We start from the raw sequence: 15,439 nt of genomic DNA, 5'->3' as shown, positions 1-15,439 counted from the left end.
AAAACCGGCCCTATAAAAAATGCCTGCCCGCTGCACATCAAAGGTAGGCAGGTACGCGGTTAAAGGATCTGCCCATGTTTTCCAGACTCACTTTGCTGGGCGTATGTCTTGTTCTGAGCCCGGCGATATTTGCGCAGCCTCAACATGCCCTCACGGTCTACGGCGAAGCTCCGAAGTACGCCCCGGACTTCCAGCACCTGGCCTACGCCAACCCCGACGCCCCCAAGGGCGGTAGCCTGCGGCGTTCTTCGCTGGAAAGCGGTCCGTTCGATCACCTGATTCCCTATGTCGAAAAAGGCACCGGCGTCGCCGAGATCGACGGTTGGCTCTACGCGCCACTGGCTTATCGCAGCAAGGATGAGCCCTACAGCGTCTACGGCCTGGTGGCGCAACGCATGGAACTGGACACGGATCGGCGCTGGGTGCGCTTCTATCTCAATCCAGCGGCGCGTTTCGATGACGGCACGCCGATCACCGCCGAGGACGTGCGCTACACCTTCGAGCTGTTCACCACACAGGGCAGCCTGAAGTATCGGCAGCAGTTTCGGGATGTCGCCGAAGTGCAGGTCGAGTCGCCAACGCAGGTGCGCTTCGTGTTCAAGAACAACGACAGCCGCACGTTGCCGCTGGATCTGGCGGTGCTACCCGTGCTGCCCGAGCATTGGTGGCGCACCCGGGACTTTGCCGAAGGCGCTGGTTTCGAGATTCCGCCCGGCAGCGGCCCCTATCGGGTCAGCGCCGTGGATGCCGGTCGCAGTGTGAAATTCCAGCGGGTTCAGGACTGGTGGGGCAAGGATCTGCCAATCAGTCGCGGGCTCTACAACTTCGATCAATTGAGTGTGGAGTTCTTCGCCGACACCGACGTATCGCGGCAAGTGCTCAAGGCCGGCGGCTTCGATTACAACCGCGAGTTCTCCGCCACCAGTTACACCATCGGTTATGCCGGCGCAGCGCTGGAGCAGGGCAAACTGTTGCGCGAACACCTCGCTCCCGGTGCTGCTCAAGGCTCTCAGGGTTTCGTGTTCAACCTGCAGAAACCGTTGTTTCAGGATCGCCGGGTGCGCCAAGCGATCGCCATGCTCTGGGATTTCGAATGGAGCAATCGGCAGATGATGCGCAGCATGTACCTGCGCCAGCGCAGTTACTTCTCCCACAGCGAGCTGTCAGCCACTGAATTGCCGGACGCCGGAGAACTGAAAATCCTAGAACCCTTGCGCGGCAAGATCCCCGATGAGGTGTTCAGCCAGGTGTTCGAAGCGCCGCGCACCGACGGCAGCGGCAACATCCGCGCGCAACAGTTGCAGGCGCTGAAACTGCTGGAAGCCGCTGGTTGGAAACCCCGTGGCGATCAACTGGTGAATGCCGCCGGCGAGCCGCTGCAATTCACCTTTCTCAACGGCCAGAAAGGTTTCGAGCGCTTGTTGCTGCCGTTCAAACGCAACCTGGCGCAGATCGGCATCGGCTTCGATATTCGTCAGGTCGACACCGCGCAATACACCAACCGCGTGCGCAATCGCGACTACGACATGATCGTCGTCGGTTATCCGGTGAGTCAGGCACCAGGGCGCGAAATGTTCAATTACTTCGGCTCCGACGGCGCCGATGATCCGGGTTCCAACAACTACATGGTGCTGCGTGATCCGGCGGTGGATGCGCTGCTCGAAGGCGTGGTGCAGGCCGACAGCCGCGCGAGTCTGTTGCGCCATGCCCGTGCGCTGGACCGGGTGTTGCAGTGGGGCTACTACTGGATTCCCAACTATTACCCACCGGGTATTTCCACGGTGTGGTGGAACCGTTTCGGCCGGCCGGCGATTGCGCCGCTGTACGACGCTGGCCTGGATACCTGGTGGGAAATCAGTCCGACGGCGTTGACCGCCACTCAGGCGCAAAAACAGCAAAAGGAGTTGGCCCATGTGGGGTTATAGCCTGCGGCGTCTGCTGCTGATCGTGCCGACCTTGTTGGCGATTCTGTTGGTGAACTTCGTGATCGTGCAGGCTGCGCCCGGTGGCCCGGTCGAGCAGGCCATCGCCCGTTTGCAGGGGATCGGTGTCGGTGGGGCAGTGGGTGCAAGTCATGTCGAAACCATTGGCGGCGAGTCCCGCGCGACCCGTGGCCTGGACCCGAAACTGGTGGCCGATATCGAGCGCCAGTACGGGTTCGACAAACCCGCCAGCGAGCGCTTGTGGCTGATGCTCAAGAGCTACGCGCAGCTGGATTTCGGCAAGAGTTTCTTTCGTGGCGCGACGGTGACGGAATTGATCTGGCAGAAATTGCCGGTGATCTTGTCGCTGGGGCTGTGGGCGACGTTGATCACCTATCTGGTGTCGATCCCGCTGGGCATCCGCAAGGCCGTGCACAACGGTTCGGCGTTCGATGTCTGGAGCAGCGCGACGATCATCATCGGTTACGCGATGCCGGGCTTTCTGTTCGCCCTGTTGTTGATCGTGGTGTTTGCCGGCGGTACGGCGCTGGACTGGTTTCCGGTGCGCGGGCTGGTCTCGGACAACTTCGCCGAGCTGACGCCGTGGGGCAAGGTGGCGGACTACTTCTGGCATCTGGTGTTGCCGGTCAGCGCGCTGGTGATCGGTGGTTTCGCGACCCTGACGATCCTGACCAAGAACAGCTTCCTCAACGAGATCTCGCGGCTGTACGTGGTCACGGCCCGGGCCAAGGGGTTGAGTGAGCGACAGGTGTTGTACGGACACGTGTTTCGCAATGCGATGCTGTTGGTGGTCGCCGGGTTGCCTCAGGCGCTGGTGACCGTGTTCTTCGGCGGCTCGCTGCTGATCGAGGTGATTTTTTCCCTCGATGGCCTCGGGCGCCTCAGTTACGAGGCGGCAGTGTCGAGGGATTACCCGGTGGTGTTCGGTTCGCTGTTCATCTTCACCCTGTTCGGACTCTTGATAAAACTGCTCGGTGACCTGTGCTACACGCTGGTCGACCCGCGCATCGACTTCTCTGCGAGGACCGCCCGATGCTGACGTTATCTCCCATCGGACAGCGCCGTTGGGCGCGGTTCAAGGCTCATCGGCGCGGCTGGTGGTCGTTGTGGCTGTTTCTCGCACTCTTCGGATTGAGCCTTGGCGGCGAACTGGTCGCCAACGACAAACCGCTGTTGGTGAGCTACCAGGGCGGTTGGTATTTTCCGGCGTTCAAGCGTTACACCGAACAGGACTTCGGCGGCGAGTTGCCGTTTCAGCCTGACTATCGCAGCGCCCAGGTTCGCGAGCTGATCGAGGGGCAGGGCGGGCGGATGTGGTTTGCGCCGATCCCGTTCGGTTTCGACACGGTCAATTACGACCTCATGGAACCGGCACCGAGCCCGCCCACCGGTGAGAACTGGCTGGGCACCGATGATCAGGCGCGGGATGTGCTGGCGCGGGTGATTTTCGGTACGCGGGTGTCACTGCTGTTTGCCTTGGCACTGACCGCGACCAGTGCGTTGATCGGCATCGCCGCCGGTGCGTTGCAGGGCTACTACGGCGGTTGGGTCGACTTGATCGGACAGCGTTTGCTGGAGGTCTGGTCGGGGCTGCCGGTGCTCTATCTGCTGATCATTCTGTCGGGCTTCGTCGAGCCGAATTTCTGGTGGCTGCTGGGCATCATGGCGCTGTTTTCCTGGCTGAGCCTGGTGGATGTGGTGCGCGCCGAGTTTCTGCGCAGCCGTGGGCTCGAGTACGTGAAAGCGGCGCGGGCACTGGGCGTCGGCGATGCGCAGGTGATCGTGCGGCACATCCTGCCCAACGCCATGAGCGCGACGCTGACGTACCTGCCGTTCATTCTCACCGGAGCCATCGCAACGTTGTCTGCGCTGGATTTTCTGGGCTTCGGCATGCCGGCGGGCAGTGCGTCGCTGGGTGAATTGATCGGTCAGGGCAAGACCAATCTGCAAGCGCCGTGGCTGGGCCTGACAGCGTTCTTTGCTCTCGCGCTGATTCTTTCATTGCTCGTATTCATCGGCGAAGCGTGCCGTGATGCCTTCGACCCCAGGACTTGATATGCGTGAACACTTGATCGAAATACGCGACCTGCGGGTTGCCTTCAAAGGCCAGGAAGTGGTCCACGGCATCGACCTCGACATCCGTCCGGGTGAATGCCTGGCGCTGGTGGGGGAGTCCGGTTCCGGTAAGTCGGTGACGGCCCACAGCATTCTGCAACTGCTGGACCCGAACATCACGAAGATCGACGGCAGCATTCGTTATGGCGGCGAAGAGTTGCTGGGCGTCCATGAACGTTATCTGCGGCAATTGCGCGGCAACCGCATTGCGATGATTTTTCAGGAGCCGATGAGTTCGCTCAACCCGTTGCACAGCATCGAGCGACAACTCGGCGAAAGTCTGGCGCTGCACAAAGGTCTGGCAGGCGCGGCGGCGCGCAAACGGATTCTGGAGCTGTTGGAACTGGTGGGCATTCAACGCCCAAGTGAACGTCTGAAGGCTTATCCGCATCAGCTCTCCGGCGGGCAACGGCAGCGAGTGATGATCGCGATGGCGCTGGCGTGCGAGCCTCAGTTACTGATCGCCGATGAGCCGACCACTGCCCTCGATGTTACCGTGCAGCGCAAGATTCTTCTGTTGCTAAAAGAGCTGCAACAACGCCTGGGCATGGCGCTGCTGATCATCAGTCACGACTTGAATCTGGTACGCACCATCGCCCAGCGAGTCGCGGTGATGCGCGGCGGCGAGATCGTCGAACAGGCGACTTGCGAGCAACTGTTCCGGGCGCCGCAGCATCCCTACAGTATTGAATTGCTTAACGCCGAACCCGGGGGCATGGCGCTGTGTCGGGACAAGTCGGAGGAACTGTTGCAAGTGCGCGATCTCAACGTGCGCTTTCGACTCGGTGGCGGCTGGCTGCGCCCAAAGTCGTATCTGCACGCGGTCAACGGTATCGATCTGAGCCTGCAACGGGGGCGGACCTTGGGGATTGTCGGTGAGTCGGGCTCCGGCAAGTCCACCCTCGGCCAGGCGATCCTGCGACTGATCGAGGCTGACGGCAGCATCCGTTTCGAAGGCAAGGCGCTGGAAGGCCTGAGCGGAAAGCAGCTACGGCCGCTACGCAAACGCCTGCAAGTGGTGTTTCAGGATCCGTTCGGCAGCCTCAGTCCGCGCTTGTGCGTGGAGCAGATCATCGCCGAGGGTTTGCAGGTGCACAGCGACATGAATGCGCGGGAACGTGAACAGGCCGTGATTGATGTCTTGCGGGAAGTGGGCCTCGATCCGGCGACACGTCATCGCTATCCCCACGAGTTTTCCGGCGGGCAACGACAACGCATCGCCATCGCCCGGGCGTTGGTGCTCAAGCCGGATCTGATCCTGCTCGACGAGCCGACGTCGGCGCTGGATCGCACGGTGCAGAAACAGATCGTCGCGCTGTTGCGCCGGTTACAGGAGGAGCACGGTCTGACGTATCTGTTCATCAGTCATGACCTGGCGGTAGTGCGGGCACTGGCTCACGACCTGATCGTGATGAAGGATGGCGAGGTGGTGGAGCGAGGGGAAACGGGTGAGTTGTTCGGCTCGGCAAAACACCCGTATACGCGGGAGTTGCTGGCGGCTTCGTTTGCCGGTTCGAGCGCCTGAAACGACAAATCCCGCCACAGGGGCGGGATTTGTTTGCAGTCTGGCTGCCGACTTATGCCGGGAACAGCTCGGACAGTTTCATCGACAGCATCATGTCGCCTTCAACGCGCAGCTTGCCGCCCATGAAGGCTTGCATGCCGTCGGTTTCGCCGCTGACGATGCCTTTCAGGGTTTCGCTGTCCAGCACGAGCGTGCAGTTGGCGTCGGCGTTTTCGCCTTCCTGGATGTCGCAAGTGCCGTCTTTGACGATCAGGGCGTAGTGCTTGTCTTCGTCAGTGATGTTGAAACCGAAGATCAGATCCAGACCGGCAGCAGCGGCTGGGTTGAACTTGGCTTGCATTGCTTTTACGGCATCAGCTACGGAGGTCATGGTTCGATCCTTTTTGGTTGATTGCAGCAGGGTCACAGTAATCCGGACTCAGCGAAAAGTGATGAGTTCCGGGGCCTTCAGCAGTTGCAGGTGTGCATGACTGTTGAAGGAAGCCAGAGCCACCTCGCGACCGCGGAACTTCAGCTGGTTGAGCGAGGTGTTGACGATTTGCCAGTTCAGTTCAAAGGCCTGCCGTGCAGGCATTTGCGTAATCAGGTGGAGCAGGGCGGTGATGGTGCCGCCCGAGGTGAACACTGCGATTTTCTGGGTGTTGTCGGCCTGATCGAGTAGGCGGTTCAGCCCGGCCTGGACCCGTTCGACGAAGCCCAGCCAGCTTTCCAGCCCCGGCGTGTCGTAGGTGCCGGCCAGCCAGCGTTCGATGATCAGGGCGAAGATGCGCTGGAACTCGCCACGATTCTGTGCGGCGTTGCGCAGGATCTCCAGCGCTTCGGGTTCTTCGGGCAGCATGGCCGGGAGCAGGGCGCGGATCACGGCGTCGGCGTCGAATTCGTTGAAGGCCGAATCGATTTCCAGAGCAGGGACCGGCAATCCGATGGCGGCGAACTGTTCCAGCGCGCTGTTGGCCGTGTGTTGCTGACGGCGCAGATCGCCCGACAGGCAGCGATCGAAGCTGACGCCGAGCTCGGCGAGGTGGCGGCCGAGGATCTCTGCCTGGCGTACACCGGTCGGCGACAGGACGTCATAGTCGTCTGCACCGAAGGAGGCCTGGCCATGTCGAATCAAGTAGATGCTGCCCACGTCCGCGTCATCCCGGTACGTTGAAGGTTGTGGCGAGGTTATGGGGATGGCGGAGAGCTGTCAATGAAAAAACATACGCTTGTTTGAAATGCCCGTTACAGGCCTGTTTCCAGAGGTTTCACGGCTGGCCGACGAAGCAGTGCATGGGTATGCTGGGGGTATCCCGCGCGTGTTAAGCAATTGCGCATCGTTTGAAGGAGTCACTGTGGAGTTTTTGACTGAATACGCCAGTTTCCTGGCCAAGACCGTGACACTGGTCATCGCGATTCTGGTGGTGCTGGCCAGTTTTGCTGCATTGCGCAGCAAGGGCCGACGCAAGTCTGCGGGCCAGTTGCAGGTCAACAAGCTCAATGATTTCTATAAAGGCCTGCGTGAGCGCCTGGAGCAGACCCTGCTCGACAAGGATCAGCTCAAGGCCTTGCGCAAGGGCGAGGCCAAGGCCGAGAAGAAACAGAAGAAGAACCCGGACGCCAAACCGCGGGTATTCGTGCTGGATTTCGATGGCGACATCAAGGCGTCGGCCACCGAAAGCCTGCGCCACGAAATCACCGCACTGCTGACCCTGGCTACACCGAAGGATGAAGTGGTCCTGCGTCTGGAGAGTGGCGGCGGCATGGTTCACAGCTATGGCCTGGCCTCGTCGCAACTGGCGCGCATCCGTGAAGCCGGCGTGCCGTTGACCGTGTGCATCGACAAGGTCGCGGCGAGCGGCGGCTACATGATGGCCTGCATCGGCGAGAAGATCATCAGCGCGCCGTTTGCCATTCTTGGCTCGATCGGGGTGGTTGCGCAGCTGCCGAACGTCAATCGCCTGTTGAAAAAACATGACATCGATTTCGAAGTGCTGACCGCCGGCGAATACAAGCGCACCCTCACCGTGTTTGGCGAAAACACCGAGAAGGGCCGGGAGAAATTCCAGGAAGACCTGGACATCACCCATAAGCTGTTCAAGAACTTCGTCGCCCGTTATCGCCCGCAACTGGCGATCGACGAAGTGGCCACCGGTGAAGTCTGGCTCGGCATCGCGGCGCTGGAAAAGCAATTGGTGGATGAGCTCAAGACCAGTGACGAATACCTGGCCGAGCGGGCCAAACAGTCCGAGGTCTATCACCTGCACTATGCCGAACGCAAAAGCCTGCAGGAGCGTATCGGCATGGCGGCCAGCGGCTCGGTGGATCGCGTGTTGCTGAGCTGGTGGAGCCGGCTGACCCAGCAACGATTCTGGTAAGTGTTGCGTACGCTCGTGAGGTTTCAGCCTCGCGAGCGTGAAGCGCTTTTATCGTAAGTCAGTGCGGTATATAGATGTTTTATCGTCGCATAATGTTGTTATTTTGGTCGGCAATACATCAACTAATCGCGCTGTATTGAGTGTTGTTTCAACTTTATTCTGGATGTTCATTTCAGAATGAGAGTTGTTAAACATGGAAGTTGAAAAGAATCAATCAAGTTTGCCCGTCATGACGCCAGCTCAACAAGGTGTCTTCTTTGAGTTGTATAAAAAGCGGATGCCCGCCTGGCTGCTTGAATCGTCAGAGGTCGCGCGCAATGATCTCTATGAAAGTTTCAAGGCCAGTTTCAAATCACGCCATGCCGCGCTGGAAAAGCTGCGGACGTTAAAATCCCCACAGAGCTTTTGCACACCCCTTCTGGCCAAGGCCATGGCTGAGAAACTGGGCGAACCCTTCGAAGTCGATGGGGCGATTTTTCAGCATGTGCGCTCGACGTCAAGTCTGTTGGGGCTGCGAAAGAAACTGGTGTTGCCGATCGATCGCGATCTGTTGACGGCGGCCTGTGAAAATTTCGAGTTGTCTGAAACCCTGGCCAGCAGCTATCACGAGAGCTCTTTGCTCTACGTTCCGCAGAAAGTAACGGGGCGGTCCAACCGGGTTTTGCCGATACAGCCCCATGAGTTCGCCAGACTTTGCCGATACCTGGATCTTGGCAAGCAATACCAGAAACATGTGGAAGGTTTTTTTGGCAGCGACACTCAACTCGCCAGTTTGCAGGAAACATCTGTCGCTTATTCCAGGGATCAATTCGATGTTGATCGGCATATCGCCTACATGCGTGGTCACATAAGCGCCGATGTTTATCAGATGCTCAAGTCGATCAAGAACTCGGAGTCCTCGATCAAACTGGGCAAAAACACGCTCGGCTATCAAAGTCTTGAAATGCTCGGTGTGCAACTTCGAGGCGCCATGTTCATCGGCCTGATCGACGAGCCAGAGGAAGACGATTACCGTTGTGTGATCTATATGCCGGGCGATCCTGATCATCCATTGAAAGAGTATGCGTCGTTCCAGAAATTCGAGCTTGAGCTGAGCGGGCGTTTACGCAATTCCGAGTTCCGACGTTTTTTCATGCGATTTCTCCCTATGCAAGATCGCTCACTTTTCCTGACCGGACTGAGTGTGCGATTGTTGAATGCCAGGCCGAACCATTTTCCCATTACTTCGACCTATCTGCCGCTGACAGGCATCGATCTTGAAGGTGACGCAAAACGGGACCTGTTTCTGGCCATCTTCCAGCACCGCGCGGCGCAGGTGCGGGCCGACACTCGTTTGCTGGTGGTACCCACCGACGATGAGGATGAGAAAACCCGTCTGGCCAGGCTGGACACCTACAAAGCGATCGGACTGAATACGCTGTTGTTTTTTGTCTCCTTTGTGCCGGTGCTCGGTGAAGTCCTGTGCGCCGTTGCCGGGCTGCAATTGCTCGGCGAGATTTACGAGGGCATCGACAGCTGGGCTCACGGCGATCAGGAGCATGCCGCCGATTGTCTGTTTGACACCCTTGAGAACCTGATCCTCATGGCGAGCTTCGCCGCTGGCGGTGTGGCCACCGGCGAGGCCTATAGACTCGTACGCTCGTCGAGTTTCATGCAGGGGTTGCGGCGCGTCCCGGTTGGCGCGATGTCGCATCGACTTTGGAATCCGGACATGACGGCTTACCGTCATCGTGAATCCTTGCCGAGCAACCTTGCTGCCGACGCACAAGGGTTGGTCTGGCGCGCAGACAAGCGCTATTTGCCGCTGGGGCCCGATGCGTACGCGGTGCGTCCGGTAACCGGCACCGGCTTGTGGGAGGTGCATGACCCGCAGTTGCCCGAACGCTATTCACCTTTACTAGAGACCAACGGTGCGGGCGCCTGGCGTCACGATTCCGAGTTGCCTCACGAATGGAGCTCCTTGACCCTGTTCCGTCGTTTGGGATTCCGGGAAGAGAAGGTTTCAGATACTCGCGCGCTGCAAATCATCGCGGCCAGTGGCATCGATGAGGCGGTTATGCGGCAGCTGTTTGTCGAGCGCGGCAAGCCGATGGCGGCGCTGTCGGATTCTGTAAGGCGTTTTCGCGCAGATACTGACGTCGGGTTGTTCATGGAGCAGATGGCTTTACCGGCGTCTGCCCCCATGGCAGACGCCGATCTGCAGTTGTATTTGCTGACGGGGGCAGGTCGTTGGCCACGAGACATGGCAATCATTGTGGAGGACGTCACCGGCGACGAAGTGACGCGCTATGGTGCAGGCAATGCGGCCCGTCAGGTGAAAATCAGTGAGGACGTGCTGAGCAAGGGACAGTTCCATGCACCACTGTTGGCAGCACTCAATGACAGTGAACGTTCGCGTTTGCTGGGTTCGGTTACCGTGGAGCAGAAAAATCAGACGGCGCTACTGGCCAGTCACATTGCCGCGCTGGCACCGCGCATGCGCATGGCGATGATGGATCGGCTGTTCCGGCGAGCCGACATTTGCGAACTTTCCAGAAACGAGCCGATCGTCAAGGCATTTCCGGGACTTTCAGCCAGTGTTATCGACGAACTGGTGCAACATGCCGATGTACGCGAGTGGGAGCAACTGGAATCCGACACTGTACCGCTGCGCCTGGCCGAAGAGGCGCGGCGCTATCAGCAGATCCAGCGTCTGAACCGGGCCTATGAGGGGGTGTATCTGGACGCGGCCTGCGGGCGCGATCCCGACATGCTGATACTCGACACGTTGACCCATTTGCCTGGCTGGCCTGGCGATGTGTTTGTCGAAATTCTGGATTGGGGTGTGTATGCCGATCAGCGGGCAACCGTCGGCCCGAGTGACGCCGCGCACAAAGTGCTGATCGAAGCCTACGCCGAGCGCTATCAGGGCCAGGACACGCGTCACACGGTCATCTCCAGTCAGCCGACGCGCACCCGGGCGAATTTTTTCCAGACGTTGTGGGAAAGCTTGCCGGCCCACAGTCGCAAGGCCATCGGGGTCGACAAGGACATCGACGGCACTGGCTTGCGGCAGAAAATCACTGTATCGGCACTGCAGCGGCGCGAGGCATTTGCCAAGGTATTGGGAATTGAACCGATGAGCGCCGATTACCGTTCACCCATGGGCCTGGCGGATCGTCGGATCGAGCAAGCCTTCGTCCAGCAGTCGGCTCCTTCGAGTTCTGCATCGGGAACATCTCCCGTGCTCATACGTCGGGCACAGGAGCTGTATCCGGCCCAATCCCCCGCGCAGCTCAAACGTTTCGTGACCTCGCTGGGCACCGACGAAGTCCTGGTCATCAGATCGCTGGAGCGGCTGCGCGAGCAATACAGGACGATGGTCGAAACCCTGGAGCGCTGGACTCACCGCGATACGTATTATCAGGAAGAGGAGGGGCCGAGAATCAAGGTGCCTACCCATAGCAAGGCTCGGGCAATGCAAGCCATTTTGCGCGCCTGGCGCAAGGAAACCCGCCACTCCGTGCACTCGGGTCATCCGACCTACAGTCTGACATTCGATGCAGCGCCGCTGGGGGAAATACCGACCCTCGTTGGTGATTTTGCCCACATCACCGCTTTGGAGATGAGTGGCGTTGGCGCCAGTGCGGGTTTGAACACATTTTTGCGTAACTTTTCCGGATTGCGGGTGCTGAATCTGTCAGGGAACGGGTTGACGCGCATTCCTCTTGCGATCGGCGATATGCCGGCGCTGACCGGGCTGGATCTGAGCAATAACAGTATTCGCCTGACCGAGCGATCGATGCAGGAACTGGGCGGCAAGCAGCATTTGCGCACGCTGGACCTTGGGTTCAACTCGACTTTGGGGCAGACGCCTGATGTCAGTGCGATGCGCAGTTTGCGCCATCTGAACCTGCGTGACACCGGCATCAGCGAATGGCCCGGGAACACCGATGGGCTTGCGCATCTGGAGTCTCTCGATTTGCGCAACAACAGGATCGTCGATATCCCGTCGTCCGTGTTCACCTCCCGCGCGGTACTGAACCGGGGCACCACGATCGATGGCAACCCGCTGTCGGCGACAAGCCTGAAAGACATTGCTGCGTACCAGCAGTCACAAGGTATAAGCCTCGGCGTGATCACCACCGAATACACCCGCACTGTACGATTGGCGGGTGATCGTGAGGGGGCCGGGTGGGTCAACGGCCTGCCGGCGGTGGAGATCGGCCGGGCGAAGCAGGTGCTGTCATCGCTGTCGGCTGCGCGGGACTCCCGGGATTTTTTTGAAGTGCTCATGCAACTGCGTGAAACGGCCGATTACTCCCGAACCCGCGAACAGCTCGGGCAGCGGGTGTGGAATGTGCTGGAGGCGGCCTGCGAGGATGATTCGTTGCGTCGAGCGCTGTTTCGCATGGCCCGGTCAGGTTGGGTCAGTGCTCCCAATGTTGCGGGGCTGTTCAGCGATCTGGAGGTCAGGGTTCTGTGTTATCGGGCAGCGGCAGCGGCCCGCACCGGTACACAGACACTTGAAGGCGACCTGGTCCGTCTGTTGCGCGGGTTGTTCCGTTTGCAGCAGGTGGAAAAGCAAGCGTTGCTCGATATTGCGCGACGTTCCCGCTCAGGGACCTTCACTCAACGTCAGGCGCTGGATGTCAGCCTGATTTATCGAGTGAGACTGGCGCGGCGCCTGGCGTTGCCAGCACAACCCACAGAGCTGAATGTACCGTTGGATACCGAGGTGACCGACGCGCAGATCGATCACGCGTATCTGGAGGTCGTCAGGGCCGAGCAGACGGTGCTACTGACTGAGTCGGTCAGCAGACAGGAGTTCTGGGCGGAGTATTTGCTGACGACACGTCAGGATGCATTTATCAGCGTTTTCGATCGAAGTGCGCAAGCGTTTTCGCGATTGGAGGCACAGGTCGGGTTGTCTCGTGAGGCCGCCAGTCAGCAAATGACGACGATCTTCGACAACTTCAGAAATGAAAGCCTGGAACTGCGAAAACAACTGACCAGCGCGGCACTGGCGAGGCATCCGGGGCTGACTTTGCCGGTCACACCGGGGCCCAACAGGTTAGGAACGAGAGAGGGATAAGCAGAGCCCCCGAGCCCGCGTTTGCGGGCTCGGAGTACACGGTCAGCGGCGACGGAACAGTGGCAGCGGTTCGTCAGTGGCGGCCTGATAGGTCACCGAGAAGTCCTTGAGGCTTTCCAGGGCGTCGTACGGGTCTTTGTCCGCGCGCAAGGCGAAGGCATCGAAACCGCAACGGCGCATGTAGAACAGTTGGTCGCGCAGCACGTCGCCAATCGCCCGCAGTTCGCCTTTGAAACCGTAGCGGTCACGCAGCAGACGGGCGTTGGAGTAGTTGCGGCCATCGGTGAACGCCGGGAAGTTCAAGGCAATTACCTGGAACTCATTCACGTCGTCACCGATTTCCTCGGCTTCTTCGTCGGCGTCCAGCCAGACACCCAGACCGCCATCGCGGGCCTTGAGCATGCGGCTGTGTTCACGCCACAGTTGCAGCGGGACGATCAGGTCGTCGCAGTTGCTGATCTCGTCAATGTTGAAATCCTTGGGCAGCAGGTGCCAGGTTTCGTCGACGACCTCGTTGTTCTTAATGATTCGCTGCATAGACGCGTTCCTTGAAGAGGTCGATGCCAATACGCTGGTAGGTGTCGATGAAGCGCTCGTCTTCGGTACGTTGTTCCACGTACACGTCGATCAGCTTGGAGATCACATCCGGCATGTCGTCCTGGGCGAAGGACGGGCCGAGGATCTTGCCCAGGCTGGCGTCACGGCTGGCGCTGCCGCCGAGGGAGACCTGATAGAACTCCTCACCTTTCTTGTCCACGCCGAGGATGCCGATGTGGCCGACGTGGTGGTGACCGCAGGCGTTCATGCAACCGGAGATGTTCAGGTCCAGCTCACCGATGTCGAACAGGTAGTCCAGGTCGTCGAAACGGCGCTGGATCGATTCGGCGATCGGGATCGACTTGGCGTTGGCCAGGGAGCAGAAATCACCGCCAGGGCAGCAGATGATGTCGGTCAGCAGGCCGATGTTCGGTGTAGCGAAACCACCTTCACGCAGTTCGCCCCACAGGGTGAACAACTGGCTCTGCTCGACATCGGCCAGAATGATGTTCTGCTCGTGGGAGGTGCGCAGTTGACCGAAGCTGTAGCGGTCGGCCAGGTCGGCGACGGCGTCGAGCTGCTTGTCGGTGATGTCGCCCGGTGCAACGCCGGTCGGCTTCAGGGACAGCGTTACGGCTACATAGCCCGGCTTCTTGTGTGCCAGGGTATTGCGGGTGCGCCAGCGGGCGAAACCCGGGTGTTCCTTGTCGAGGGCGGCCAGTTCGGCGTCTTGATTGCTCAGCGCCTTGTAGTCCGGGTCGACGAAGTGTTTGGCGACGCGATGCAGTTCGGCTTCGGTCAGCGTTGTCTGGCCGCCGCGCAGGTGTTCCATTTCGGCATCGACTTTTTGGGCGAAGACTTCTGGAGTCAGCGCTTTGACGAGGATCTTGATCCGCGCCTTGTATTTGTTGTCGCGACGGCCGTAGCGGTTGTAGACCCGCAGGATCGCGTCGAGGTAGCTCAACAGATCCTGCCACGGCAAGAACTCGTTGATGAAGGCACCCACCACCGGAGTACGACCCAGACCGCCGCCGACCAGCACGCGGAAACCGAGTTCGCCAGCGGCGTTGTGGACCGGCTCAAGGCCGATGTCGTGGACTTCGATGGCCGCGCGGTCGGAGGTCGAACCGTTGACGGCGATCTTGAATTTGCGTGGCAGGTAGGCGAATTCCGGGTGGAACGTGGTCCACTGACGAACGATTTCGCACCACGGACGCGGATCGATCAACTCGTCGAACGCAACACCGGCGAACTGGTCGGTGGTGACGTTGCGCAGGCAGTTGCCGCTGGTCTGGATCGCGTGCATCTGCACGGTGGCCAGTTCGGCGAGGATGTCCGGGATGTCTTCGAGTGCCGGCCAGTTGAACTGTACGTTCTGGCGGGTACTGATGTGGGCGTAGCCCTTGTCGTAGTCACGGGCAATCTTCGCCATCATGCGCATCTGACGCGAGGTCAGTTGGCCGTAAGGCACCGCCACCCGCAACATCGGCGCGAAACGCTGGATGTACAGGCCATTCTGCAGGCGCAGGGGGCGGAATTCTTCTTCGCTCAGCTCACCTGCCAGATAGCGTCGGGTCTGATCACGGAACTGCTTGACGCGGTCCTCGATGATCCGCTGATCGTACTCGTCGTATACGTACATATAAGTCCTGTTCTCAGGCTTTGGGCTACTCGGAAAACGCTGCGTTTTCGCTTGCTGGAGTCCGATGGTGCCTCTGCAATTACGCGCGCACGGCCGCGCACTCCCTAATGGAGCCGGGGCAATATACCCGTTTGCAGTTATGCGCAAAAGTGATGTTTGAGTATATGGAAAGAACCAAAACGACTAACGAGAATCACTGTTAACTAACCCACATTTGTCGTGCGGACAATCATCGTCTTAACTGTG

General features: G+C 59.5%; 10 protein-coding genes. 6 read left to right on the top strand and 4 right to left on the bottom strand.

All coding sequences use genetic code 11. The annotated features are described in order from the left end of the window. The first annotated feature begins 74 nt into the window (after window positions 1–74). From AC1RME_RS07580 to AC1RME_RS07565, 4 genes are read left to right on the top strand one after another with little or no spacing between them, the layout of a single operon-like run. Window positions 75–1,925: an extracellular solute-binding protein gene (locus AC1RME_RS07580; protein WP_096819971.1), complete on the top strand. Its 1,851-nt coding sequence runs from the start codon at window positions 75–77 to the stop codon at window positions 1,923–1,925. Continuing rightward, window positions 1,912–2,982 (top strand): microcin C ABC transporter permease YejB, encoded by a 1,071-nt coding sequence (locus AC1RME_RS07575; protein ID WP_493090907.1) that lies wholly within the window; start codon window positions 1,912–1,914, stop codon window positions 2,980–2,982. Before AC1RME_RS07580 ends, AC1RME_RS07575 begins: the two co-directional genes overlap by 14 nt. After that, on the top strand, window positions 2,976–3,998 hold the full coding sequence (locus AC1RME_RS07570; RefSeq protein WP_096819969.1) for an ABC transporter permease: 1,023 nt from the start codon (window positions 2,976–2,978) through the stop codon (window positions 3,996–3,998). Before AC1RME_RS07575 ends, AC1RME_RS07570 begins: the two co-directional genes overlap by 7 nt. A gap of 1 nt (window position 3,999) precedes the next feature. After that, window positions 4,000–5,583, top strand: coding sequence for an ABC transporter ATP-binding protein (locus tag AC1RME_RS07565; protein ID WP_096819968.1), 1,584 nt, complete (start codon window positions 4,000–4,002; stop codon window positions 5,581–5,583). A gap of 52 nt (window positions 5,584–5,635) precedes the next feature. Here the strand turns inward: AC1RME_RS07565 and AC1RME_RS07560 are convergent, their stop codons facing one another. Together AC1RME_RS07560 and AC1RME_RS07555 are read right to left on the bottom strand one after the other, a co-directional pair. Beyond that, window positions 5,636–5,953, bottom strand: coding sequence for an SCP2 sterol-binding domain-containing protein (locus AC1RME_RS07560; RefSeq protein ID WP_085730743.1), 318 nt, complete (start codon window positions 5,951–5,953; stop codon window positions 5,636–5,638). 48 nt (window positions 5,954–6,001) lie between these two features. Further along, complete coding sequence (locus AC1RME_RS07555) at window positions 6,002–6,712, bottom strand: histidine phosphatase family protein (protein WP_096819967.1); 711 nt, start codon at window positions 6,710–6,712, stop codon at window positions 6,002–6,004. A gap of 205 nt (window positions 6,713–6,917) precedes the next feature. On the opposite strand from AC1RME_RS07555, the gene sohB reads away from it, so the two are divergent. Next, on the top strand, window positions 6,918–7,940 hold the full coding sequence (sohB, locus tag AC1RME_RS07550) for a protease SohB (RefSeq protein WP_096819966.1): 1,023 nt from the start codon (window positions 6,918–6,920) through the stop codon (window positions 7,938–7,940). Window positions 7,941–8,133: 193 nt separating this feature from the next. Next, window positions 8,134–13,014 (top strand): dermonecrotic toxin domain-containing protein, encoded by a 4,881-nt coding sequence (locus AC1RME_RS07545; RefSeq protein ID WP_493090904.1) that lies wholly within the window; start codon window positions 8,134–8,136, stop codon window positions 13,012–13,014. A 42-nt stretch (window positions 13,015–13,056) separates the two neighbouring features. Here AC1RME_RS07545 and AC1RME_RS07540 read toward each other — a convergent pair whose 3' ends face one another. Both AC1RME_RS07540 and AC1RME_RS07535 read right to left on the bottom strand, forming a co-directional pair. Continuing rightward, window positions 13,057–13,551: a DUF934 domain-containing protein gene (locus AC1RME_RS07540; RefSeq protein WP_096819964.1), complete on the bottom strand. Its 495-nt coding sequence runs from the start codon at window positions 13,549–13,551 to the stop codon at window positions 13,057–13,059. Continuing rightward, window positions 13,535–15,193 (bottom strand): nitrite/sulfite reductase, encoded by a 1,659-nt coding sequence (locus AC1RME_RS07535; protein ID WP_096819963.1) that lies wholly within the window; start codon window positions 15,191–15,193, stop codon window positions 13,535–13,537. The genes AC1RME_RS07540 and AC1RME_RS07535 overlap by 17 nt, the downstream gene beginning before the upstream one ends. Window positions 15,194–15,439: the final 246 nt, after the last annotated feature.

The sequence above is a fragment of the Pseudomonas sp. GW822-FHT03F08 genome (assembly GCF_058801265.1).
This window is presented reverse-complemented; position numbering and strand designations above follow the sequence as displayed.